This is a genomic window from Paenibacillus sp. 1182, from assembly GCF_017833915.1.
Lineage (GTDB): Bacteria > Bacillota > Bacilli > Paenibacillales > Paenibacillaceae > Paenibacillus > Paenibacillus polymyxa_D.
Genome location: NZ_JAFICR010000013.1, coordinates 68,745 through 94,292, shown reverse-complemented (window position 1 = coordinate 94,292; position 25,548 = coordinate 68,745). Strand labels below are relative to the sequence as shown.

At 43.8% G+C, this 25,548-nt stretch carries 22 protein-coding genes and 1 riboswitch; of the genes, 7 read left to right on the top strand and 15 right to left on the bottom strand.

Annotated features, from left to right (window positions below):
• Positions 1–70 precede the first annotated feature (70 nt).
• Complete coding sequence (locus tag JOD82_RS23070; protein WP_029517613.1) at positions 71–763, bottom strand: pectate lyase; 693 nt, start codon at positions 761–763, stop codon at positions 71–73.
• Between the two features lie 554 nt (positions 764–1,317).
• On the opposite strand from JOD82_RS23070, the gene JOD82_RS23065 reads away from it, so the two are divergent.
• Positions 1,318–1,890 (top strand): shikimate kinase, encoded by a 573-nt coding sequence (locus JOD82_RS23065; protein WP_029517614.1) that lies wholly within the window; start codon positions 1,318–1,320, stop codon positions 1,888–1,890.
• A 104-nt stretch (positions 1,891–1,994) separates the two neighbouring features.
• On the opposite strand, the gene aroD is transcribed toward JOD82_RS23065, so the two are convergent.
• The 3 genes from aroD to JOD82_RS23050 form a co-directional block, all read right to left on the bottom strand.
• Positions 1,995–2,759, bottom strand: a complete 765-nt coding sequence (gene aroD / locus JOD82_RS23060) for a type I 3-dehydroquinate dehydratase (protein ID WP_069012909.1) — start codon at positions 2,757–2,759, stop codon at positions 1,995–1,997.
• Positions 2,760–2,861: 102 nt separating this feature from the next.
• On the bottom strand, positions 2,862–4,118 hold the full coding sequence (locus JOD82_RS23055) for an MFS transporter (protein ID WP_165149983.1): 1,257 nt from the start codon (positions 4,116–4,118) through the stop codon (positions 2,862–2,864).
• Positions 4,119–4,247: 129 nt separating this feature from the next.
• Positions 4,248–5,159: a LysR family transcriptional regulator gene (locus tag JOD82_RS23050; protein ID WP_069012907.1), complete on the bottom strand. Its 912-nt coding sequence runs from the start codon at positions 5,157–5,159 to the stop codon at positions 4,248–4,250.
• Between the two features lie 216 nt (positions 5,160–5,375).
• Between JOD82_RS23050 and JOD82_RS23045 the strand changes: the two genes are divergently transcribed.
• Together JOD82_RS23045 and JOD82_RS23040 are read left to right on the top strand one after the other, a co-directional pair.
• Positions 5,376–6,566 carry an MFS transporter gene (locus JOD82_RS23045; protein WP_029517617.1) on the top strand — a complete coding sequence of 397 codons (1,191 nt, stop codon included), beginning with the start codon at positions 5,376–5,378 and terminating at the stop codon, positions 6,564–6,566.
• 29 nt (positions 6,567–6,595) lie between these two features.
• Positions 6,596–7,486, top strand: coding sequence for a shikimate dehydrogenase (locus tag JOD82_RS23040; RefSeq protein ID WP_029517618.1), 891 nt, complete (start codon positions 6,596–6,598; stop codon positions 7,484–7,486).
• 151 nt (positions 7,487–7,637) lie between these two features.
• Here JOD82_RS23040 and JOD82_RS23035 read toward each other — a convergent pair whose 3' ends face one another.
• The 8 genes from JOD82_RS23035 to desA all read right to left on the bottom strand — a co-directional run bounded on the left by JOD82_RS23035 (position 7,638) and on the right by desA (position 16,258).
• On the bottom strand, positions 7,638–8,864 hold the full coding sequence (locus JOD82_RS23035) for an RtcB family protein (RefSeq protein ID WP_165149979.1): 1,227 nt from the start codon (positions 8,862–8,864) through the stop codon (positions 7,638–7,640).
• Positions 8,865–9,107: 243 nt separating this feature from the next.
• Positions 9,108–10,544 (bottom strand): purple acid phosphatase family protein, encoded by a 1,437-nt coding sequence (locus tag JOD82_RS23030; RefSeq protein ID WP_209949989.1) that lies wholly within the window; start codon positions 10,542–10,544, stop codon positions 9,108–9,110.
• Positions 10,545–10,792: 248 nt separating this feature from the next.
• Positions 10,793–11,794, bottom strand: coding sequence for a Gfo/Idh/MocA family protein (locus tag JOD82_RS23025; protein ID WP_029517621.1), 1,002 nt, complete (start codon positions 11,792–11,794; stop codon positions 10,793–10,795).
• A 197-nt stretch (positions 11,795–11,991) separates the two neighbouring features.
• Positions 11,992–12,633, bottom strand: a complete 642-nt coding sequence (locus JOD82_RS23020; protein ID WP_013308920.1) for a deoxynucleoside kinase — start codon at positions 12,631–12,633, stop codon at positions 11,992–11,994.
• Positions 12,633–13,253, bottom strand: coding sequence for a deoxynucleoside kinase (locus tag JOD82_RS23015; protein WP_029517622.1), 621 nt, complete (start codon positions 13,251–13,253; stop codon positions 12,633–12,635). The genes JOD82_RS23020 and JOD82_RS23015 overlap by 1 nt, the downstream gene beginning before the upstream one ends.
• 145 nt (positions 13,254–13,398) lie before the next feature.
• Positions 13,399–13,998 (bottom strand): response regulator transcription factor, encoded by a 600-nt coding sequence (locus JOD82_RS23010; RefSeq protein ID WP_029517623.1) that lies wholly within the window; start codon positions 13,996–13,998, stop codon positions 13,399–13,401.
• Positions 13,995–15,128 (bottom strand): sensor histidine kinase, encoded by a 1,134-nt coding sequence (locus JOD82_RS23005; RefSeq protein ID WP_029517624.1) that lies wholly within the window; start codon positions 15,126–15,128, stop codon positions 13,995–13,997. Before JOD82_RS23005 ends, JOD82_RS23010 begins: the two co-directional genes overlap by 4 nt.
• Positions 15,129–15,196: 68 nt before the next feature.
• Complete coding sequence (gene desA / locus JOD82_RS23000) at positions 15,197–16,258, bottom strand: Delta(5) desaturase DesA (RefSeq protein ID WP_029517625.1); 1,062 nt, start codon at positions 16,256–16,258, stop codon at positions 15,197–15,199.
• 213 nt (positions 16,259–16,471) lie between these two features.
• A riboswitch (ZMP/ZTP riboswitch) is annotated at positions 16,472–16,556 on the top strand.
• Positions 16,557–16,669: 113 nt separating this feature from the next.
• Here desA and JOD82_RS22995 point away from each other — a divergent pair.
• From JOD82_RS22995 to JOD82_RS22985, 3 genes are all read left to right on the top strand, one after another.
• Complete coding sequence (locus tag JOD82_RS22995) at positions 16,670–17,536, top strand: bifunctional 5,10-methylenetetrahydrofolate dehydrogenase/5,10-methenyltetrahydrofolate cyclohydrolase (protein WP_029517626.1); 867 nt, start codon at positions 16,670–16,672, stop codon at positions 17,534–17,536.
• Positions 17,533–18,168: a cyclodeaminase/cyclohydrolase family protein gene (locus JOD82_RS22990; RefSeq protein ID WP_069012904.1), complete on the top strand. Its 636-nt coding sequence runs from the start codon at positions 17,533–17,535 to the stop codon at positions 18,166–18,168. Before JOD82_RS22995 ends, JOD82_RS22990 begins: the two co-directional genes overlap by 4 nt.
• A 213-nt stretch (positions 18,169–18,381) precedes the next feature.
• A complete protein-coding gene (locus JOD82_RS22985; protein WP_209949988.1) occupies positions 18,382–19,884 on the top strand; it encodes a stalk domain-containing protein in 1,503 nt (500 codons plus the stop codon).
• Between the two features lie 116 nt (positions 19,885–20,000).
• Here the strand turns inward: JOD82_RS22985 and JOD82_RS22980 are convergent, their stop codons facing one another.
• Both JOD82_RS22980 and JOD82_RS22975 read right to left on the bottom strand, forming a co-directional pair.
• Positions 20,001–20,993: an iron-hydroxamate ABC transporter substrate-binding protein gene (locus JOD82_RS22980; RefSeq protein ID WP_081317626.1), complete on the bottom strand. Its 993-nt coding sequence runs from the start codon at positions 20,991–20,993 to the stop codon at positions 20,001–20,003.
• A gap of 193 nt (positions 20,994–21,186) precedes the next feature.
• Positions 21,187–21,579 (bottom strand): winged helix-turn-helix transcriptional regulator, encoded by a 393-nt coding sequence (locus JOD82_RS22975; protein WP_068938572.1) that lies wholly within the window; start codon positions 21,577–21,579, stop codon positions 21,187–21,189.
• 144 nt (positions 21,580–21,723) lie between these two features.
• On the opposite strand from JOD82_RS22975, the gene JOD82_RS22970 reads away from it, so the two are divergent.
• Positions 21,724–22,398 (top strand): NAD(P)H-dependent oxidoreductase, encoded by a 675-nt coding sequence (locus JOD82_RS22970; RefSeq protein ID WP_209949987.1) that lies wholly within the window; start codon positions 21,724–21,726, stop codon positions 22,396–22,398.
• A gap of 101 nt (positions 22,399–22,499) precedes the next feature.
• Here the strand turns inward: JOD82_RS22970 and JOD82_RS22965 are convergent, their stop codons facing one another.
• Positions 22,500–25,349, bottom strand: a complete 2,850-nt coding sequence (locus tag JOD82_RS22965; protein ID WP_209949986.1) for an S-layer homology domain-containing protein — start codon at positions 25,347–25,349, stop codon at positions 22,500–22,502.
• Positions 25,350–25,548: the final 199 nt, after the last annotated feature.

Below are 25,548 nucleotides of genomic sequence, written 5' to 3'. Positions count from 1 at the left end.
CAGATCATACGACCTGTTGGGCAGCCCCTTATCACATCCGTACTCCTATCCTTACTCTCTTCTATACCAATTAATATTGAGTATTGCCGGATTCACTCGTATTACTGGATTTAAAACCTTTGAACAATTGTTTTACATTATGATAACGAGTATTCGTAATTTTAGCTTTGCTGTTAGGACCGTCCGATCTCAGGATCGAGTCCTTTACATTGGAAATATCCGAGTTATCCAAAGTCATATTCACTCTGAATGTAGAGCCCCCAAGTTGGCGAACCAGCTTACCGATATCATCGGCTCTAAAGTTTTTAATGTTAATCGTACCTTCGGCATTAATTTGGAATACTTTATCATATGCGTGGAACGCTCCACCACCCGTAATGTTTACCGTGCCTGGTTCTTTAAGCGTCAAGGCATCTTCACCGACATCCTCCCACGTTACGTTGGAGATTGTGCCGTTGCCATATACATGCACCCCATCCGCAGCAGGGGCAGCGATGATCACATTTTTCAGTGTTGCATTATTTTCAAGCTTGAAAATAGGCTTTTGGGCCTCTTTCTGGCTTCCATCTCCCAAGGTATCGGGATCAGCCACTACAGTCTTGCCTTTACCATCGTAAACTTCTCCAGCTTTAACAAGTATGGTCTTATGAACGACTTCTGGAGCTGCATGTGCAGAATAATTGCCGACAAATAAGGCGACCAACATTCCTGATAAAGCGATACTGATTCCCTTTTTCAATACGTTAGCTGTGTTTGTTTTCATGTCAATTCATCCCTCTCGTAGATATTTTTCATTGTTCCAACTCTTCGTTGACTAGAACGTGTAGACCGTATCACCACCTTCGCACAATGAACCCAATGACCGATACACGTCTATAAAGCATCATTCAACTATTTGCATATGTATACTTGGTTTTTGGTTCAAAGTAATTTTGTCTCATAAATTATATAAAGCACAAATTGTAAATAGAGCGATTACATTTACAATTTGTATAATTCTATTATAATCACACTTCCAGTAATTTCAATATATTTCTCGGCAAAATATGTCCTTTTTTTCAATTTAGTACATAAAATTGCCTCTTTTATACTTGTACAAGTTTGTATTTCTTCAATTTACACATTAAACAATACTTGAATACCTTGTTTCGTTTGCCTGCTGTTTATCACTTAATTGGTATTCAGAATCCCTTTTATCGTATACCTCATTGCTGATGTGATCTATACTATTGAATGACACGTTTGATGAACGTATAATGTATTTAGTGCTTTGAAGCGTTACATCTCAACATTACTGGTGAGAAAAGAGTGGTTATCGTGCAAAACAATAGTGAGATTCCATTAAAAGAACAAAATATTGTGCTCATCGGCTTTATGGGTGTAGGCAAAACAACGATCGGTTCCCATCTAGCGCGCAAGCTGTATCGCGATTTCGTGGATATTGACCAGGAGATTGAACAAGAATACAACATGCCAACAACAGAGATTTTCAAGACTTATGGAGAGAAGCGTTTCCGTGAGATTGAAAAAGAGCATATTTTGAAGCTGTGCAGCAACACACGCCTTAAAATCATTTCCGTTGGCGGTGGTGCATTTTTACAGGAAGAGGTGAAGCAAGCTTGTTTGGCTTCATCGATTGTTTTCTTCTTGGATTTAAATTGGGATTCCTGGAAAGATCGGCTCAAGATGCTGATTGACACCCGTCCTAATCTACAAAACAAGACTTTAGGGGAAATTGAGGATTTATTCCGTTCCAGACAGGACATCTACGCGGTGAATCACTCCAAGATCGATACAGATCAGTTGGATGCGGAAGAAGTCGCAGACTATATTATTCAAACGCTGAATCTAGGTTGGGAGTTATATGAACCTACTCGGGGATTGAATTAAGAGTTACACCAAAAAGGAGGGCTCCAGCATGCTTATCGCATGGGGGCCCTCCTTTTTGGTTCACTGCGGATATATTACTGACTGGCGAGCATGCCATCCGTCTTTTAAGAATGGCTATGCAGCACCGTCAATATCTCTCTCAGTTCAGTGACAGGAATCTGCCCCGGTGCGGAAGCTTTCTTAGCGGCACCAAAGGTCAAAGCCGAACCAAACAGTTCTCCGGTCAGGCGGCTCACGACACCTTTCCCCGCCATCGACATCGTAATAATCGGCCGATCTGCATGCTCTTCTGCCATAGTACGCGTGGCATCCAGCAAAGTGAGCACATCGGCTGTATTGGTCGGCATCACTGCTATCTTAGGCAGATCGCCTCCCAATTCCTGCGCCTTACATAACCGGGACACAATCTCCTCCTTCGACGGCGTCTTATGAAAGTCATGATTAGATATAATCACATACACGTTATGCTTATGTGCTGCTTCTACCAGCGTCTTCACATCAGCCTCCTCATTAAAAAGCTCTACATCAATAAGTTCGACTTGCCCCGTTGCGGCTATTGTACGATTCAATTCCACATAACTCGCCGCACTGATTTCCTTTTCTCCGCCTTCCCGAGCGCTACGGAACGTAAATACGAGTGGAATATTGGCTAAAATAGACCGAATTTCATGTAAGGCAGCCTTTACCTTTTCCAGATCCTCCACATGTTCGAAAAAATCGACTCTCCACTCCACGATATCCAGGTCGAGCGTACGTAAATAAGTAGCTTCTTCCTTCAACTGCTCCAACGTTTCTCCCACCATGGGCACACAAATTTTTGGCGCTCCTTCACCAATCAGGACATCTTTCACCTTTACGATTTTAGCCATCTCTTTCTCACTCCCAAATTACAGTTTCAAGTCGAACATGTACAATAATTCATAGTATAACGCATTCTGAATAAGCATGCAGATGATATGATCCAGTCGTCGTTATTTGGGTTCAAGTGCAATTTTAGGCGACAATTTGCGACTTGCTGGAAAAACTAAACTGTACCGAAAATTAACAAACACCGCCAGTACGATCCCTAGCACATTCACAATAATAGCTAGCATAAAAACACTCGATATCTGAGAATGTTTCAACAGAAAGCCTGTAAACACAGGAATGATCGTGTATGAAAGCGAGGTTGCTGTATAAACAAACCCGGTAATCTGTCCTTTTCGTTGACTAAAAAATTCACTCATTACGGTTAATGTCAGCTGAAGTACACCTGATATTGAAAACCCGATAACACTCGCACAAATAATGGACGCAGCCCCTGACTTGAAAAGGAGAAGCGCTCCAAAAGCCAACAGGGAAATACATGGATAAATAAGAATAATGTGAACTGGTTTAACCCATTTTCTTAACACAATGACCAATACAAACACGGAAACCAGCGAACCCATATTGTAATAAACTAATAATCTGAGAGACTCTGATTCGGTCATACCGATAAACTGTTGTCCAAAAGTAGGCAACCATAACTGCACAATATAAAGCAAGGTAGGTCCCGTAAATCCGAGCAAGATAAGGCATAGCCCTTCCTGCCAAAACCGCGGCTTACTCCGGTCATTTGCCTCCAATTTTCCCGCTAGGCTTGATACAGAATTACCGCCACTTTGCCCCTTGGCGGGCTGCACGCGCATGTCTGGGAACTTCATTTTGAACAAGTACATTGCATTCAAAGCAAATATGAGGGCAGGTAAAAAGAAAGAGAACCCGTAGAAAATATCGTGATTCATAAAAAAGATAATCATTAACGGTAAAAATGCCGCCCCAACGGATATAAAACCTCTCACCAATACTGTAGCCGAACCAGAGGATTGGGGGAAAGCTTCGATCAGCGCTGGATAAGTACCTGAATCAAGAAAAGAATTCGCTACGCCTGCCAGCACAGCCAGTACGATCGCCATCTCAAAGCTGGAACTCAGCGGTATACCGACCAAGAATACAGCCATCAGTAGCCCGGCTGCCACAATAAACGGTTTGCGACCATAACGGTCGGAGAGCACCCCGGATATGTACAGGGTAAACAACCTGCCAAATCCCATCGCAGAAACCAAGAGACTGATGCCCGCCTGATCTGTATGCAAATGCTCTGTTAAAAAGGACATGTGCGATGCCAGCATAATATTAAACATGCCGAACAAAAGATAGTTTACATAAAGTCCTGTCGCCACTGGAAAAGAAGTACGTTTCATCATGAATTCACCTGCTTTTGTAAGTAAGTCTTGTAGTATCAAAACGTGAATCATTTCACATTGCTTGTGTCGATGATGAAGTATAGAACACAATTTAAAATTTATCAAGTTTAAATATTGCGAGACTCCGGCTTAGACACGCTGATGTGTTTTCAAATAAAACTCCTTGCCATAACTTAGGGCAAAGTTCCGAAACTCTACTACTGCCGGGGATAAATATCTATTTTTAATGCTGGCTAGGTAGATAAAACGCTCGTATTCTGGATTAATAATAGGCAATGTTTTGACGTTAAAATAATCTAACGATGAAATGCGGGGCATAACTCCGATCCCGTAATTGATAGACACCAGTCCTGCCATTGCCGTATCTTCTTCAATCTCGCAAATAATCTGTGGCGTAACGCCCGCCTTGGCAAACAAATTCTCAATAATGGGCCGAACCCCACTCTTTTTGTTGAAGAAGATCACCGGGTAATCTGCTGTATCCTTGAGATCAATTTGGTCCAGAGAAGCCAGCGGATGATCAGGTGAAACAATGACCACCAGTTCCTGCTGAGCCAACGGAATAAACTCCACATCCGGTTCATTTTCCACGTGAGAGCAGAACGCCACGTCATAGTGTTCCTGCTTCAGGCCTTGAATAATATCGTTCGTATTCCCTTGGTGAAACGAAAAGGAAATGTCTTTACGGGCATCCAGAGCTGAAAAGGCTTGGATTATTGCTGGAATGAAGTGTGAACCTAGTGTGTAAATGAACGCCAAATCTATATTACCATGACTTGGACTCACTAATTCCCGTAAGTTATGCTCCCCCTTTTCCAATTCATCCATCGCGTGCTCCACATACTTCAGAAAAAATCGTCCGTATTTGTTTAACCGAATATTTCTCCCCTGCTTCTCAAACAGATGAACGCCCAAATCCTTTTCTAATTCTGAAATCGCATGACTTAAACTGGGTTGAGTGATACATAGCCGCATAGCTGCCTGAGTAAAATGCTCCATCTCCGCAAGTACACGAAAATATTGTAAGTGCTTCAGGTTCATAATTATGTAATTCCCTTCTTTAATTCATATTTTAAATTATAGACCCAAACTATGAAAAATGATAAAAATATGCATTGGATTTATAATATCACCCCTTATATAATTAAGACATAGACATTATGTGAATATTTTCACTTGTTTGTGGGCGTACTTTAATACACCTGGACGATGCCTACCTAGGCCATTGATCTAAAATTTATGTTGGGAGTTACACTTATGAAAAATCCTTATATCAGAATGGCAACAGGGCTTTATATCAACTATTTTCTTCTGGGTATGATTAATGTTATTCTCTCGTCGAATATGAGCTTTCTGACCGTGCAATTGAACACGGATAAAGCAGCCATCGGCTATCTGGTGTCAGCGATTGGAATCGGTAAACTGCTCGCTCTCGGAGTAGCCGGAAAAATGTCAGATAAATACGGAAGGAAACCACTGATTGTTATTGCATCATTTGCTTATTTAATCTTCCTAATCGGTATTCCGCTTGCACCTAACTACACGTTGGCATTCGTGTTTGCCATTATCGCAGGGCTCTGCAACTCGATGATGGATGCGGGGACTTATCCCGCACTCATTGAAGGGTTCGGAAAAAAAGCCGGGTCTGCAACCGTCCTAGTCAAAGCATCCATCTCGATCGGTGCCATTGTTATTCCATTCATGATTGCATTTTTTATTAATCACGATATGTTCTATGGATATTCCTTCTTTATTCCAGCAGGAATTTATCTGCTGAACGGGATTTTCTTGTCAATGACCGCTTTCCCCAACCACAAAGCCGAGGAACAAAAGGCTCCAGCCGAGACTGGACAATCAACGGATTCGTTCCACAGCGAGCCTAAGTTTTGGCAAGAAGGTTTGTCTCTGATTATTATCGGTTTTACTTCAACTGTATTGTTCATGATCGTGCAGCTATGGCTTCCTACCTTTGGACAAGAGGCTCTTGGCATGGACAAAGCCAGCGCCATTAAGCTGCTTAGCTACTATAGTATAGGTTCACTAGTTTCCGTTATTTTGTTGGCTATGGTACTTGGTAGATTCATTAAGCCCATTACCGTCATGATTGTGTATCCGCTTATTGCCCTGCTTTCTTTGCTGGCTTTAATTGTATGGCACAATCCTGTCGCTACCTTGATCAGTTCATTCTTAATCGGCTTGTCTACCGCAGGCATATTCCAAATTGCCCTTACGGTAATGACGGAATTTTTCCGCAAGAACAAAGGAACTACGACTTCTCTCGTAAACATAGCAGCCAGCCTATCGTTCATCCTGATGCCTTTGGCTACCGGGAGCATGTCCAAAAGTCTGGGAATTACCTCCGTATTCATTCTGGATATTGCGATTGCTGTAGTCAGTATTTTGCTGGCCGTGTTTGTTGCTTATCGATATAAAAAAGTGTTTCATTAAACTACACACGTTACTTGGAGGCTTATATCATGAAAAATGCTGGACGTATTGACGGAAGAACACAATTAATCGGACTGCTAGCTACACCGATCGGACACTCTTTGTCCCCGGCTATGCATAATCTTGCGTTTGAAAAGCTGGGCCTAAATAACGCGTATATGGCCTTTGAAGTAGGCAATGAACAGCTTGAAGAGGTCGTACGGGGGATGCGCGCTCTGAACATACGCGGTTATAACGTGTCCATGCCTAACAAAACAGCTATACTCCAGTATCTTGACGAGCTAGACGACAGCGCTAAATTTACAGGTGCCGTCAACACTGTCGTGAATACGGATGGTAAGCTGAAAGGCTACAGTACAGATGGATCAGGTTATGTTCGTAACTTGCAGGAGAACGGCATTGATCTGAAAGGTAAGAAAATGACACTCGTCGGCTCAGGCGGTGCTGCAACGCCGATTGCTATTGAAGCCGCTCGAGCTGGTCTCGCTGAAATTTCAATTTTCGCTCGTAATGACCAGTTCTTTGCCCGGGCGGAAGAAAATGTCCGTATGATTAATGAAGAGATGAAACATGCCCAAGTCAAGGCGAATATCTATGCATTAGAGAATCAGGAGAAGCTGCGTGAAGAGATTCTTACAAGTCATATTTTCGCTAATGGTACAGGTGTGGGTATGAAACCGCTGGAAGGCAAAAGTGTAATTGAGGATGTGTCCATGCTTCGTTCCGATCTGATTGTAACCGATGTAGTATACAGCCCAGCTAAATCCAAGCTGATGGAACAAGCTGAATCCGTAGGTGCAACCGCCATTAACGGTCTGGGCATGATGCTGTGGCAGGGCGCATTAGCCTTCGAACTGTGGACAGGCCAAGAGATGCCAGTCGCTTATATTAAAGAACAGCTTTTTGCTGATCAACTGTAAGATTTAGAGCTGCTCAACAAGCACATCAAGCCATGAGTTCCTTCTATTATATACGCATATATGTACTTTAAATACGATGCTCGGCGAATGAACACTTCTGCCGGGCATCGTCTTTTTTATGGGTACAGCCCCGTTCTTCCTTCTCTTTTCATTAATCCTTATACGGGTCAAACTCATTGGCCCCAGCCATGCATACCCCGATTGGCTTCAGCACATGCATAACTTCCACGGTCTCGGAATGAGCGTCCAGTACCTCGCGCAGTTTGCGGTAGACGAACGGACTTTCGTCTGTACCTGCTCCGCGCAGCTCGACACCGTAGTTCCGAACAGCCTCCTTCATCTGTACATCCGTGATTTGTCCACCACTCCGTGTGCGGGTTTTCCAATTCATTTTACCGGCTGCCTGGGTACGACTCATAATACGACCTGCGCCATGGACTGTACTATAGTAGGAATCCCGATTTTCTACCGAATCTTTCCCACGCACAATCACCGAGATATCGCCCATGCTTCCTCCAATAAAGCCCATTTGGCCAGGGGCCGAGGGGGTTGCGCCTTTGCGGACTACAATGGTGTCGCGTCCATCATGCTGTTCCTTCCACGCGTAATTATGGTGGTTATGCACCGTAAAATCCGCTTCGGTCCCCATAATACCAAGCACTTGTTCTATCACATAGTCACGTCCCGCATACGCATAGCGTCCGGCAAGGCGCATCGCACGGTAGTACATGTCTCCCAGCTCACTGTTCATATCCAGCAGTACAGGCGGCTGATCCATATGTTCTCCCGGCGCCTTTCCGAGAAACTCCCGTCCTGCAGCCAAATTTAGAAACCCGCTTGCTGTTTTGTGCCCAAAGCCTCGGCTGCCGAAATGATTGGCAATCCAGACCTGTCCTGTCGCTTCCTCCACAAATACATCAACAAAGTGATTACCACTCCCTACTGTACCCAGCTGTTCCCTCGCCAAGGACTTCAGTTTGTCATGTTCTTGTTTCCCAATCGCCGCATATACTGCCCAATCCGGGTCATCGAACAGCTCATGGTCTACCTGAATTGCATTCACACGGCCTACGCCAAACGAAATATGACGTGCAATCTCATCCATCACGGCTGAAATACGTGGCATAATATCTGCGGCAAACAGCTTGGATCTTACCGCCTTATTCCCGCAGCCGATATCATACCCTACACCTGAAGGTGAAATTTGTCCGTCATACACCATCACACCGCCAATCGGCTGACTGTAGCCTTTATGATGATCTGCCATCAGTAGCGCCTGAATCACATTACCATTTTCGGCACATGTGCGGGCTTGAGATAGTGCTCCCGGGTCAGGTGATCCCCATACGCGTACTCCATTGATTTCTTGATAAGCCATCGCTTTATCCCTCCATATTTTGCAAGAAAATTTCTATATGTAAAATTGACTACTTTTGAACTTTGGATCTCTTAATAGCATTATGTACGGTTTACCCGCTTCCGAACAGGGCGTAAGTATTACAAGCACAACATCAGACGTCTCTATAAGAAAGTCCCTATAAGAAAATGAAAAAGGATATCCATGCAGCCGACCAGACTGTAGGATATCCTTTTATGATTATTTAGAAACCATTAATCAATTTTACTGATATTTTTTGATGATTCCGAATTGATCCACAATAAAAGGTTTGGCATCATTTTTGTTTTGATCAATTTCGTACGTTACGGCTGTAAGTTTATTTTCGTCTACGGTGATGCCAACAAAATTCTGTACCTGTCCTCGTACAGGTCTACGATTGTCACTCGGATCCGGGCCATATACTGCCGCATGATTCTCTTCAGCTAGTTCAAAGAGATTATAGTACTTATCTCCAAGTTTTTCACTCGGGTTCTTGTAGTAGACTTTGGGGCCAGCAGTTGCTGGGATGACATAGATACTTCCATCCGGATTCACACTATATTCAATCGTCTTTTCATTTAATCTATCTTTTAATTTGGTTGGCGTTGTTGCTTTACCCTCTTGGTTGATTGGCTTCGTACGAGCGTAAATATGATCGTGCCCCTGCACGACAAAGTCGATATCAAGTTTGTCCATGAGTGGAGCGATTTGGTTACGAACTCCATTGTTATCCATGATGTCAGAATCTGTTGCATGATTAGAGGTAGTGTAGGGACCTTTGTGAATGTTAACAATGATCCACTTTGCACCTGCCCTTTTGGCTGCCGCAGCATCTTTCTTTAACCATTCAACTTGATCTTCAGAAAAATTGGCATATTTCTCTGAGTCCTCATTGGAGTTCAGTACGATAAAGTGAGCATAGCTGTAATCAAAGGAGTAGTACGCTCCTGTTTTAGTAGCAGAACCAGCTGGTTGATTAATATTAAAGTGATCATAAAAAGCGTAGTTCTCATCCTCATGATTACCTGCTGAAGGAACAATGGTTGTATTCAAAAGACTTTTTTGTGAATGTCCCAACAACCAGTCCCACTGCTCTTCTTTGGTACCGGTGTCTACGATATCTCCGTTGTGGACTACAAACTGAGCATTACCTACAGTTTGAAGTGCTTTTTCGAGCGTCTGTGAAGACAATATGGCTTCATCTTCGCTTTTCGCTTGTGTATCAGCTAAATCAATGAAGGTAAATTCGCCGCTCTTAGGAGCCGTTTGAAACGTACCTGTTTCGCTCCATATCCCGCGCGCTGCATCACCCACACGATAATAATAAGCTGTGTCCGCTTGAAGACCTGTAGCTACAGCTTTATGGACAAGCTCTTCTGGAGAATTGGTCGATGGAGAAGAAGTCCCTTCAAATGTAAGAGCACTCGTAAAATCAGCTTCAGAAGCCGTTTTCTTGATTACTTGAACAGTGCTCTTCGTGGAAAGTTTTGAAGTATACCAGGTAAATCCTTTGGAACCTTTTGTGTCTCCATAAAATGTAGCTGTAACTTTACTAATACCATGATCTGTATTCCCTGATGACTCAGCATGGACAGGCAAGGCTGACATGCCCGTAATCAAACCTAGTGCAAGAGCAACAGACATAGATGTTGCTGACCATTTTTGAAACTTCTTAAACATGTGTACACTCCTCTGTGTAGTTAATATGTAAAAGTTATAAATATGATCATATCAATCAAATGTTAATACGTTGTTTTAGGAAATATAGTAATTTGTAAAAACGAGGTGTTAAGTGACCTAGCGATTGAGGAGAAGGATAACTGCTTTACCCTTTTAGGGCTACAAAGCCAAATAAGGCTAACCGTATATTTGCAAAGTTTGCAAAATCGGCAGCCCTTTGTGCATTGCAATTTCGATCATTCCACTGACTAATGTGCAGAAGTATTTTTCAAATCTGCTTCATAACGAAGGCCGAATTGTTGTCTTGCCTCCTCCATCACTTCAGCGACTGTAAGTGAACACTCCAAAGAGTTAATGGAACTGTTGCGTTCACCAATCTTGATCAGATCTATAAATTCCTGAATTTCATAATACATGGGCTCACGCGTCTGAGCTTTGGTCAGATCCTCAATCGTGCCGTCCCGATAATGAATTTTCACCTCATAGGGCTGACTGATTTTGTCGATCACCATCGTTCCATTCTCACCCTGAATTTCAGCAGGCAGATAGGAATCTGTAATTTTGGAATACATGACGATAGCATCCATATCAGGATACTTCATCACGATACTGCCCTCGCCATCGACACCAGAGGATAAAAGCACACCAACCGCCCGAACCTCCTCAGGTTTGCCGAACAAAGTCACCATAGGATACAAACAATACACGCCAAGGTCCATCAGGGAACCATTGGAAAAGGCCGGGTTAAACGCATTCAATACCTTACCTTGCTTAAAAGCATCAAAGCGGGAGGAGTATTGACAGTAGCTTGCAAAATAACGCCGAACCCGGCCTATTTTATACATATGATCCTTTATTATTTTAAAGTTAGGCATAAGTGTGGATTTAACGGCCTCCATCAGCAGAACATCGTTGTTGCGCGCGGCTTCGATCATACTCTTCACCTCTGCTGCATTAGACGCAAAAGGTTTCTCACACAACACGTGCTTTCCGTGATTCATACATAAGATCGCCTGCTCCGCATGTAAGGAATTGGGGCTGGCAATATATACGGCATCGACCTGGTCACTTGCGGCCATTTGCGCCAGGTCTGTAAAAACCTCCGGCTGGCTGTTATATTTGTCAGCAAAAGCTTTGCCCTTATCCTCTGTGCGTGAGTATACCGCCGTCAGGGAAAATTCGTCCGTCTCCATCGCAGCTTGAATAAACCTCTCTGTTATCCAGTTGGTTCCAACAATACCAAAACGCATCACAGTATCCCATCCTTCCCGTGAGTCATTACAATTCATATGTACCTATTCTCGCATTCCAGCCTAAACTTGTCCACTATACCGTTAGTCATATCTCGTGCTTCAACATGTTTATTCGACAAAAAAAGACTGCGGTCTATCAGCTTAATTTATACTGATTGTACCACAGTCCCTGTCAGTTATTTGGGGTTATATCTCTATTTTTTTGATATTACTTTTCCTACTTCTTCCAAAATAGCATCCATGGAAGCAGGGTCATGTACATCATACTCATCAATGTTCAGACGCAGTACAGGACAGGCATCAAATTCGTTGATCCAATTGGAATATCTGCGATGCATTTGCTCCCAATAAGAACGCTCGGTCTGGATCTCCATCTCGCGACCGCGCTCCTCAATCCGACTCAGAATGGAGGGCAAACTGCCTTCCAGATAGATCAGCACATCAGGGTGAGGGAAAAACGGTGTCATCACCATCGCCTCAAACAGGCTAGTATACGTTTCATAATCGGTAGGATTCATCGTTCCCTGATCGGCATGCATTTTCGCAAAAATGCCTGTATCCTCATAAATAGAACGATCCTGCACAAAGCCTCCACCAGACAGGAAAATATTCTTTTGTTCCTTGAAGCGTTCCGCGAGAAAATAAATTTGCAAATGAAAGCTCCATCTTTCGAAATCGTGATAAAATTTCTCCAGATAGGGATTATGATCGACCTGCTCCAAAGAGGTTTTAAAACCAAGGCGTCCGGCCAAAGCACCGGTCAACGTGGATTTACCTACACCCACTGTGCCCGCTACCGTAATCAAGGCATTTGCAGGAATGTTGTAATTATTCACTATATAAGCTCCTTTACATCGGAAACAATTTGTTTAAATTGTGCCTGATTTTCTACAAAATCAATTTCATTCCCGTTCACGGTCAATATACGAGGGGAAGGGGACTGTTCAGCGAGAAACTGCATGCCTTTATCATAATCTATGATCAATTGCTCCAGATAGGCAGGGTCCATCTCCTGTTCAAAAGAGCGTGCACGCTTGCGAATTCTCCCCAGCAAGGTATCCAAATCTGCTTTGATATAAATGATAATGTCCGGCTTAGGCATATCATCTGTGAGCAAATGATAGATTTGACGATATTTTTCGAGCTTCACACCCTTAAGCGTACGTTCAGCAAAAATCAAATTCTTGTAGATATGATAATCAGAAATAACAGGCTGAGCTTTCTCGATATATTGCAGACCAGTATCCTCCAACTGCTTATACCGATTGCAGAGGAAGAACATTTCCAACTGGAAACTCCACTCATCTATATTCTGATAAAATTTATCGAGAAATGGGTTCTCCTCGACAATCTCTTTGATTATCGGCCAATGTAGCTCGGTTGAAAGCATCGAAGCTAACGTCGTTTTGCCTGCTCCGATGGGCCCTTCAACGGCTATAAATGGGGCTTGTTTCATGCGGTTCTGCTCCTCCTTGTACTCCAGTCCATCCTGTGGACAACTATCCTATTGTATCACAAGGTAGTACGCTAAAGGCATACCAAATCTATGGATAAAACAAAAAAACAGAGCGCTATATTTTGCTTCATAGCGTCTCTGTTTCTCATTTAAACCAACCTTTTTCATTAAAACGTGTAATCGCTTCGATCCGGTTACTGACACCCAACTTATCGAGAATGACTGAAATATAATTGCGCACCGTCCCTGTCGTTAAATACAGTTCACCAGCAATCTCTTTTGTGTTCTTTCCGTCAGCGATGAGCGCCAAGACGGTCTTTTCACGCTCTGTTAGCGGGTTGACTTCGGCATAAGCATCATCGACCAGTTCCGGAGCATAGATACGCCGACCTGCCATAATACTGCGAATGGAGGAAGCCAGCTCTTCACTGGGACTGTCCTTGAGTAGATAACCGTGTGTCCCCGCCTTGATCGCTCGTTCAAAATACCCAGGGCGGGCAAACGTAGTTAAAATCAGCATCTTGCAGTTCAAGCCTTTGAGTTCTTCAGCCGCATCCAATCCGCTCTTTATTGGCATTTCGATGTCCATAATGCATATATCCGGTTGATGCAGCTTCACCAGTTCTATAGCTTCTTCCCCGTTGCTTGCTTTTCCGACTACTTTCATGTCCTCTTCCAAGTCTAGCAGAGAAGCTAGAGCACCCAGCAGCATACGCTGGTCTTCTGCAATGACAATTCGAATCATGGCCCCACCTCCTCGTTCGGCTTTTCAGGGATATTGGGCACTTTAATGACCAAGGTCGTTCCCTGATCTGAACGCAGCTCCATACATCCGTTCACGAATTCGAGCCTTTCCTTCATACCTTGCAGGCCGTTTCCACGAAGGGTTCCATTTTCTCTCGTAATACCGACTCCATTATCCTGAATCCGAAGAGTTAATTCCTTACGAGACGGCTCAATCGTGATGGAGCAAGCGGTAGCTCCACTGTGTTTCACTACATTGGTTACGGCTTCCTTCATACACATGCTAAGAACATTTTCATTCATTAATGATGTATGCTCCAGCTTCGGGTCGCCCTCTAGAGTTAATTCAATGTGAGCAGCCTTTAAAATCTGCCGAATACGTAGTAGCTCATCCTCTAGTCGCATACCGCGCATTTGAGTAACCATTTCCCGTACCTCTTTTAACGCGCTTCTTGCCGTGAGACGAACATCGTTAATTTCGACATGCGCCCGCTCCGGGTACTGATCCATCAGTTTGCCCGCCAAATCGCTCTTCAGCCCAATGAGTGACAACTTCTGACCTAAGGTATCGTGCAGGTCACGCGCAATTCTTTGCCGTTCCTCCAGCTTAATCAATTCCGATATTTTCTTATTGGCATCCTCCAATTGGACTTGGAGCCGATCGCTTTTGTTGCGATTAAAATTCGTAATCGGAAGGAGAATCACACCGATCAGATTAAGCAGGATAAAAGGAATCTGTTTAATAAAAACGGGATTCTGAGAAACAAAACCATAATTGATCAATCCAATCGTAATAACCATTAAAATAATATACAGCGTCGTAAATGCAGCCTTACTTTTAATATTACCGATCAAATAGGCGATAAATATGGAAAAGTACATATAGCTGAACAGCAGTGTCATGGTAATCGATATGGCAATCTGTACACTGGTCCAAAAGTATATGAGCCAGCCTTTTGAGACAAAAGCCAGTACATAACATGCAAAGAATACCAAAATAATAGCAGTACCCAAAATAATATGACCTGTAGATGAAGAGCTAAAGTAGTAAAAGGGCAGGATGTAAAAGACGACCCAAACATAAGGGCTAAGCCCTGTATTTCTTTGGAAGATCTGATACCATTTTTGCATCCTGCCCACCCTCTTCTACTTCACATGACTTATATTCCTTATCTTATCATACCAGGTTTTGTTCAACGTTATTTTCTTTCTGTGCCTACAACAGGTGTAGGCATGGGTTTCGTAACTGCTACACGTTTGCTGAGGAGCGGCTTCACTTGTTTAAAGGTCAAAAAGGTTTTCGTATTTTCATCCCAAAGTCGGAACTTCAACGATTGCAGACTGCTACTCACTGTGATCGTGGTCGCCTTTTGAAGTAACGGTGTCGCTTCATGTGCTTTTTCCAAATTATAATTTGGAACTTTGGGACTCAGGTGATGAACGTGATGAAATCCGATATTGCCCGTAATCCATTGCAATACTTTAGGAAGCTTGTAGTAAGAACTGCCTTCTACGGCTGCATTAATATAACTCCACTCTTCATCGTGCTCAAAATACGAATCCTCAAATTGATGTTGTACATAGAACAACCAGATTCCCAACATACCGGATACAAAAAAGATAGGTGCCTGTACGAGAAGGAAGGCCTGCCATCCAATAGCCCAGCACAACAGTGCATACAATGCAACGATGGATATATTCGTCACATGAGTGTTCATTTTTTCCTTGCGTTTGGCTGTCTTGATATTAAAGCGATAGGAAATCAAAAAAGTATAGATCGGACCTAGTCCGAACATAACCCAAGGATTTCGGTATATGCGATAGGCCAACCGTGTCCATGTGGAAGCCTCTGTGTACTCTTCTACCGTAAGCACCCACATGTCACCTGTGCCTCTTTTATCCAGATTACTGCTGGTTGCATGGTGGATCGCGTGACTATTTTTCCATTGGTGATAAGGGCAGAGCGTAATAATACCTGTAATCGTTCCCACAATGTCGTTCAGCTTGCGGCTTTTGAAGAAGGATTGATGACCACAATCATGAAAAATAATAAACGTCCGTACCACAAACCCCGATGCAACAATGGCAATGGGAAGCGTCAGCCAGTACGAAACCGACAGGCTAAGATAAGCAGCATACCACAATAGGATCAGTGGACCCAAAGTATTGATAAGTTGCAGAACGCTGGATTTCGTGTTTATTTTCTCGTAGGGAGCCATATTTTTTTTCAATTGGGCTAATGGGAGTTGTGTCATACTCATTATGATCCTCCTTAAAGATGACGCCTATACCTTGATCCTGTTAGGCGTACATGTTGATCTAATCTCAGTATAAGGAGAACGCTCTAGGCGCTGTAGTCATAAACGTCAGTTCGTGTATATGACATTTGTCATATAGACAAGTAACATAACCCGTTTTCCAAATGTTCGCGGGTTTCTTTTCTGATGATTGTTTGTTAAAATATAAGGTATAATAACGCTGTATGTGACTGGCGAAGTCAGTGGAATGAACCACGAGGGAGCATACAAAAAAAGCGTACCGTTCGCCTGGGAGAAGTATTTGCAGAGGATTCGTCTGTCTTGACGACCTTGTGCAAATACTTTTTTTCGTTTTACAAGACCATGACACCCTGTTGATTCCATTATGCAATAAATTCAGAGGAGGCTCGGACTATGGCTATTATCATGAAATCCAAAGAAGCAGCTGAGCAAGTATATGCAACGATCCGTTCACAGGTAGAAGAAATGAAGCAGCAAGGACACCGTCCCCATCTGGCAACCCTATTGGTAGAAGGTGATCCGGCATCTGCATACTATGCACGGACCAAGCAAAAAATAGCGGAGAAGCTGGGCATCTCATTTCATCTCCATACGTTTGATCGTCATGTTAGCGAAACCGAGCTACTGCACCTGATCGGCAGTCTGAACGATGCATCCCATGTACATGGCATTATGCTGGAACTGCCGCTTCCCCAACATCTTTCCGCCTCCGTTATTAAACAATCCATTGCCCCCTACAAGGATATTGATGGGATTACACCCGATAACAAGCTGGCTACTGTAACAGGTGACGCCGGACTATATCCCGCAACACCTCAAGCCTGTATCGAGCTGCTCAAGCATTACGGTCACACATTGGCAGGCAAAAATGTCACGCTCGTGGGCATCGGACAGACAGTGGGACTTCCCCTTTTCCACATGTTGCAAAGAGAAAACGCCACCGTTACCGCCTGTCATGCAGGTACGCGTGATATTGCAGAGCATCTGAGCCATGCAGACATTGCCTTCGTGGCAGTCGGATGCCCTGATGTGATTACGCAAGATATGGTTCATCCCGGTCTGATTTTGGTAGATGCGGGAATTAATGAGACGCTAGAGGGAAAAATAGTGGGAGATGCCGCTTTAGACGTGGGGGAAAAAGTACATGCTATTTCTCCGGTTCCCGGCGGTGTTGGCACCTTAACGACTGCGATTTTGTACAAAAATTTGCTTAAAGCGATACATCTGCAACACTACTCCAGAGAGGTGGTTTACTCATGAGTGAACTGTCGTGGAATCATTCCATCGGACATTTTCTGAAAGAGGCTGCAAGTGCAGCTCCTACCCCTGGCGGAGGAAGTGTATCCGCACTGGCTGCGGCACTAGGCGCGGCTATGACCTCCATGACCGCCAACCTTTCACAAGGAGAAAAATACGCGCACATCCATGAACAAATCACGGACGTCATTAGCAGCATGGAAAGATTGTCTACACATTGTGAGGAATTAATGGTCGCAGACATCCAATCCTTTGAACAGTATATGACTGCCCTGCGTTTGCCCAAGGAAACAGACGAAGAAAAGCGCTATCGTACCCATTCCTTACAGACAGCGGTGATCGCTGCCATTGAGGTACCCATGCGCCTGCTGGAAGTATGCCGAGACGGATTGTCGCAAGCCTATAACATTGTGGAAGTGTCCAATAAAAATGTGATTTCGGATCTTGGCATCGGCGCGATCCTGTTCGAAGCCGCCGCTCAATCTGCCCTGCTTACCGTCGACATTAACCTTGCTTCGCTGAAAGATTTGGATGTCAAACAATCCTACGAAGCTAAAACAGCCGCACTCCTCCGTGAAATCGGACAAATCAAAGAACAAACCTTATTGATGGTGCGCAGCCGAATAACGGGCTGACCATTGGAAGAACCCGTCCCAAGTCATATTCTGCTTCCATGCTCAAAAATAGCCTCTCAAACCCGCCTCTGCTCGTGGGTTTGGAGGCTATTTTATTGGAATCCAACGATTTGTGGAAAACTTTTCTATATATTCTTCGTCTATTGATAAGGAGATATTCCCCAAGGCGTTATTTAACCTTATATACATTGATGAAGAAATGAGGAAAAACGCATGAAAAGACGTACTCTGTTAATCAGTATGATCGCGCTGTTATTGTTCAGCTCCAGTGCATGGGCGGCCGGTGATGAATCGGCGTCCCGTATTCGTTCATATGATTCCGGGAGTCTGATTCAATCCGATGGAAGCTTGTGGTTATGGGGCTATAATCAATCCGTACCGACTCGTGTAGAGGATAAGCCAAACGTTGTAAGAACATTTTCGAATATAATCCAGGAAGGCGATCTGATATTTACCTTACAAGATCATTCCGCCTGGTATGTGCCAAGAAACAACATTTCTGAATCCGTGAAATTCATTTCTCTGGAAGGACTACCAAACATCATAAACGTGCGTATTATGAATGATCATGTGCTCGCCCTAAACGCCGAAGGAACCGTATTATCTGCTGATCGAATCGAAAATGGTGGCAACTTTGCTCCTTTTCAAACCCTATCCGGCATCGAAAATGTTACAGAATTGGATAGTTACTATGAAAAAAGACCGCAATATGAGGAACGCTGGATCTTCTTGAAGAAGGACGGAAGTGTATGGAAAAATACAAGGTCCTTGCAGGGCTTCGAGCTTGTTCCATCATTAAAGGATATTACTGCTATCTCCAAAAACATAGCCTTAAAGAAAGACGGTACTGTATGGACATGGCCCAAAGAATTTGATAAAAATGTAACTCCGTCCGAAACTTTATCCGTATCGCAGATTCAAGCCTTATCGGACATCAAAATAATTAAGACCAATGGAAGTTCCAATCTCGCGATTGATCGACAAGGACGGTTATGGTTCTGGGGTGAAACGGTCACAGGTTACTCAGATAATACAACCTATCACAATGAAAATACCCCTGTGCTATTATCAGGAGTAAAAGATGTTAAAGACGCCTTTTTCGCCGAACGCTCCATACTCGCCCTCACCACAGCTGGGAATGTATATGTTGCGTCTCTAGATGGTGAAAAGTTACCATCCAACGCCCCCTTTACATTGCTTGCTAAAAATATTCAAAGTATCAAAGCAGGTCCACGGCACGTAATCATGCAAAAAGCAGATGGGGCCTTATGGGGCTGGGGTGTCAACAAACACGCGCAGCTAGGTATAGGAGACTATGAGTTTCTGTATAGTTCACCAGTTCCTGTACAAAAACCGATTCTTGTCCGTCTCAATGGTTCGCCTGTCTCTCTGAGTAATGGTGTCATTACCCGCAACGGGCAAGCGTTTATTCCCCTTCGTTCTGTTTTTGATAAACTGGGGGCCGAGATCGCTTATGATTTCAACAGCAAAATAGCAAAAATAGATCAGTCCAAGGTAGAAGATCACCCTGTCTTTCTAGAAATAAATTTCAAAACCAGCCAAGCAAAAGTGAACGGTAAAGCTGTAAAGCTTACCAATCCGCCCTTCATGGTGAATGGTATTGGTTATCTTCCATTAAGGCTGATCAGCGAAACGCTGGGGGCCAAGGTAGATTGGATACAAAAAGAAGATACTATTGAAATTACGACAAAATAGTAAATCAAAAACCAGTCCAAACATGATTCATGTTGGACTGGTTTTTAATGCTATATACTGTGTATAATATGCGATCTCTTATCTATTTCAACAATTTGTTATAGCGCAGAATCTGCTTATTGTTTAGCTTTATTCTCTTTTTCTCTTTCGACCAGCATATCTACGATCATATCAATTTGCCCGGTAATAGCGATTGGATCATAGCGATAATACGTATCAAAATCGTTAAAGAACACTCTATTGTTCTTCACCGCAGGAAGATTCCCCCATACAGCGGACGACTTCAGTTGCTTGAGCGCGTCACCCTTTTTCTCGGGATCATACGTAGTCAGGAACATATAATCTGCGTCATACTGTGGCAATACCTCCATCGAAAGCTGCACCGTTTGTTCCTTGGAGTTCACAGTTTTCTTTGGCATATTCAGTTTGAGCGCATTGTAGACAGCTTGTCCGCCTCGACCCGCATTGTCGCCAAAGATCCAAAGTGCGTGCTTGTCCGTCAGCTCATACAGACCGAAAGTTGCCTTTTCGTCAATCACACCTTTAAGACGTGCGCGACCTTCAGCGGCCTTTTTATCAAATGCAGCAATAAATTGCTCAGCCTTCTCCTTTTCCCCGGTGATATCGCCGAACAACTTGACCGTATCATAAATATTAGTCGTCGTGCCGTACGGAATATACAGGGTAGGTGCAATTTTAGACAAAGCCTCATAATTCGTACCCTTCATAACCACGATCAGATCGGGTTTGAGTTCCAGCGTCTTTTCCAAATTGGTCGGATCACCCACCTCTTTGGTTCCCTTTTCCTTCAGCAAATCGGTCAGAAAGGGATTTTGAAACGTTGTCGGCTCTACACCCACCACATTAGCACCTACGGACAGCAGTTCTCCACCGTAAAAATCCGTTACAATACGCTGTGGCTTAGCAGGAATTTGAATATCCCCTTTAACCGTATTAAAGCTTCTAGTCTCTCCAGTAGTAGCTGACTCTTGCTTATCTCCTGAAGATGAAGCCGGATTACTCCCATTATTATTTCCGCCGCAAGCGCTGATGAATACAGACAATACAAGTAACATAGCTGTCATCATAAAATACGATTTTCTTCTCAACTGATTAGCCCCCTATATATTGTGGAGAGATCTCCCCGATACACATGATAATGATTATCAATATCGTAAGAAATATATCAAGCGTCGTCCTTGCTGTCAACTGAAAAACGAACTTTGTACATTCCTCCTTAATAAATCAAAAGACCTGCCAAAATGATGGTCAGGTCTTTTTCGTGGAGCCGTATTCAAAAGCCTACACATTGGGGCTAGGTTGCTGAAGGCTGCTTTCTGGTGATCGCTGTTTTGTTTTATATTCTTCTCCCCAATCTTTCATCAAGTTAATAATCGGGATGAGCGTTTTCCCGAATTCGGTGAGAGAGTATTCAACCTTAGGCGGAACCTGCTGGTATACTTCACGGTGAACGACACCATCCTCTTCCAGCTCGCGCAATTGGAGTGTCAGCATACGCTGGGTGATCCCCGGACAGATCCGCCGAAAATCACTAAATCGCTTAGTCCCATACATGAGATGATATAAAATAATCCCTTTCCATTTGCCCCCAATCACGTCCAGCGTGAACTCAACTGGACACGCCTGATCATTTCCAGCGGTACATTCCCCAAAGCCGCCTTTCCGATTACGCATAGGCTTTTCTCCTCCTTAGTATCATTTTATATACTACAGCACATTAATGTGCGTACTTCAAAAACGGTCATGTATATTCTAATATTAAGCATGTCACTTGGTAAGCGTCAATCTTAATCAACATCTATAAGGAGTGGAATAACGATGGAAACCTTAGCTACTACTAAAGATCAAATCTTATCTGCATACGAGTTCAGACATGCAACGAAGGAATTTGATAGTCATAAGAAAATTAGCGATTCCGATTTTGATTTTATTCTTGAAACCGGTCGTTTATCTCCAAGCTCGTTTGGCTTTGAACCCTGGAAATTTGTTGTCGTTCAGAGTAAAGCTATGCGTGAGAAGCTGCTGCCTTACTCTTGGGGGGCACAAAAACAACTGCCAACAGCCAGCCATTTTGTACTCATCCTCTCTAGACTTCCTGAAGATATGGTAGCCTCCTCCGATTATATCAAGAGTATGATGGAGAACGTGCAGCAATTACCAGCTGAAGTGATGCAAGGCAAAGAGAAAGTATATGACGCCTTCCTAAAATCAGATTTTGCGCTGGAGGAAAACAAAAGAGCCTTGTTCGAGTGGGGCTGCCGACAAACCTACATCGCACTGGGCAACATGATGACTGCCGCAGCTCAAATCGGCATTGATTCCTGCCCTATCGAAGGTTTTAATAAACAGGAAATCGAACGCATCCTCTCCGAAGAAGGCATTATGGATGCCAAGCATTTCGGTATTTCTTGTATGGTGGCATTTGGCTACCGTCTCAACGAGCCGCGTGGCAAAACTCGGCGACCTGTAGATCAGGTTATTGAGTGGGTGTAAAACCTTTTCTCTAAAACAAGGGGGTGTCCCCACAGCCATTTCGATGGCTGTGGGGACACCCCTTTTTCATAAAACCTCAGCTCTTAATTTTTTCCAATTACTTACTGATAATTCACTTCTTCTGCAAAGTAAATATCCTTCAAACGATCCTTTACGCGTTGAATTTCATCCGCTGTTAAAGGAGCCGTTGGACATAGCTTGAAGTTCCTTCCGGTGACATAGCTTACGTCCGTGTGACCATCCAAGTTGTAGTCCATCTTCGGAACCGGCTTTTGGGTATAATCGGTAAAGTCAATAATGGACCATGCCGCATCTCCATCCTCTTTGGATATAATAATCCGCTGTGAGGCATTTTCGGTCCACAAATAGCGCAGATTCGCTGGTGAATTATTGGAATCCATAGCCGTCTTAATACCTGAGCCTCTAAACATGAGCGTAAACTCCGTATGATCATTATTGGATCCTGCTACCGATTCATAAATCTGTTTCAGCCCGTCCACGCCTACAATCTCAACCTTGCGATCAACAGGGAAGTGGTTCACAAAATTCTCCCATATTGGAGCCATGTTATGGGTGTTGGCAAGTGCGTTGATGTCCAAAATAATGGACAAGTAGTTTACCGTATTTATACGTTGATAAGGGTTATCCAAATATTGCTGTACTATATACAGTTGTGGTGCTGCATCCGTCTCAGTCACATATGGGTCAAGCGGATGAAGAGTCCAGCGTGAGGAATCTTTCGTATAGCGTGATCCAATCGGATCAATCGTAACCGAGTTCATGAATACGGTACCGCTATTATCTGCTAGTCCCTGTGCGGGAACAATTGGATTGTCCTTATGGGACCAGTAAGGCATCAATGGAGAGCCCTCACCATACATACCGTTCACATTATATTGTGTAGCCGACCATCCCATCGCGGAAGTAATCCGATAGTGATCTTTAAGCCATTGAGTCTGTTCGGGATTTACCGTAAAGCTGGTCAATGATTTCGGAAGATACTTCCGATATTGGTCTGTATCCATGCTTTCAAACACCGATGGTGATCCCATTGTACCGGATTGGTGCAGCTCATTGAATGCATTGTAACGATACATGTACAGCCACTCATCCATCTTTGCTTCCCATATAGGAAGCTCGTACTGGTTCGGATACCCCATCAGAATTCCGACTTCATCTCCATACTGATCGACATATGCCAAAACCTGTTTAAGCTGCGGGCGATTTGCTTCTACAAAAACAAATCCGTTTTCCATCGCCCACGTCACTTTGATATTGGGACCAAAGTGGTCCATCAGCAATTGACGCGCTTGCTTGATTTGATCTACCGTCGTCGCGCTTCCCTGCAGCATGATGGAGACAGCAAAGTATTGCTTTTTGCGTCCCCCGGGTTCTACCGTTAATTCCGCATCAGATGTGAAGTGAACCCCTTGAGATGGTGACTCAACCGTGATCTTTAATGGAATGACCGAGTTTACTGTCGGAATCAAATGCAGGTTGGCAATCTTCCCATCCTCATCAAATATTCCTCTGGAATCCTCTACCCGAAGTATCAAGTCTGAGGGCAGCAATCCAGGAGCTATAACCTCTCCATTAGCATTATGAAATACGTAGGACATATTCCAAGCAGCAGGATCTAAAGTAGCAGCCTCTGAAATGGTATACGTAGCCAAGTATACGGACCTGATTACGTTCGGTGGCTCTGCCGGCGGAGTCTTCCCTTTCACGATTAGCTTGGCCTGAGCTGTAAGGACCTGATAAGGTTTGGCAACGGTGACCTTCATTTCTACAGGAATGAAGCTGTCCGCAACCGGAATATTTTCGGGATGTGCAATTTTCCCTTGTTCATCAAAAATACCTAACCCATCACTAAATGTGTACGTAACACTTGTGACGCTGGCAGCAGGAATGCTTACGGGTCGCCCTTTATTGTAGAGCTGAAAAGATAGCTGATACGAAGGGTATGTCTCCGGTTGATTTACCAGCTCCTGCGCCTTGATCACGACCTCATCTACCAGAAAATCCGAAGAATGATCCGGTGGATCTACCGGAATTACTGGTGGTTTGGGTTTAGGTCCCGGCGGTGTCACCGACGGTTCCGGCTTCGGTTCTGGTGGTGTCACCGGAGATGCTGGTGAATCAGGGCTTGGGCGATGCCTTTTAGGCTCCTCGACTTCCGAATTCACAGGTTGTTGACTAATTTCCGGTGTCACATCGACCTCGATCTTCTTCGATTCTTGTTGGCTGGTCGTCTGAGGCATCGTTGCAGTTCCATCTCCTAATGACCCTAGCAAACGCTTGGCACGTTCTCTCAGACCGTCACCGCCTAACCATATTCGATAAGCAACCAGCGTGGCATCCTGCCGTCTCACAGACTCTTTAGGATGGAAATAGTGATTCGTATCTCCCTCGATCAGTTCCAGCCGTTCCATCAGCCATACGCTCGTTTGTGCATAATCTGATATATCAGATTGATCCACAAAACTGGATATACCAGCCGATCGGGTATCTTCAGTAACACCAAAATAGCGGGCATACCAAACGGCCATATCCTGACGAGTCATATTGTGCTTGGCACCGAATAATTGATCACTAATTCCTTTCGTAATGCTCTCTTCCTGTAAGGCCTGTACATAAGGTAGAGCCCATGGTGACACATCACGAAAAGAAGTTACGCCTCTGTTATTCGATGTTCGCTTTAAGGTTTTAGCGAAAATGCTTGCCCATTCCTGTCGCGAGATAAAATGTAAAGGTCGAAAGCTCCCATCCTGATAACCCGTAACATAACCTTGAGCAGCCATGGCCTCAATCGCATCAGCTGCATAGGAATGTTCGATATCGTTAAAGGCTCTGTCCGCAAAAACAGGCGCACTATGTATACAGAACAACCAGACAGCCAGTAAACCAGCCATGTAATGCCTAATTTGTTTTAACTTTTTTTCATAATTCATTATTCGGAATCATTACACCTCCTTTACTAGATAGCACTGAGCCACTTTCGCCTGTACTTTCATATCAACTTTGAAAATTAGTCTCTCTTGTTTTCAATCGGTTTTTCATTACTGTTAACACCAAACTGTATATACTTGAATTATCGGAATAATCTCCCTAGGATTGAATAAAGCCAGTAAAAAAAGTAGTTTTGGCAAT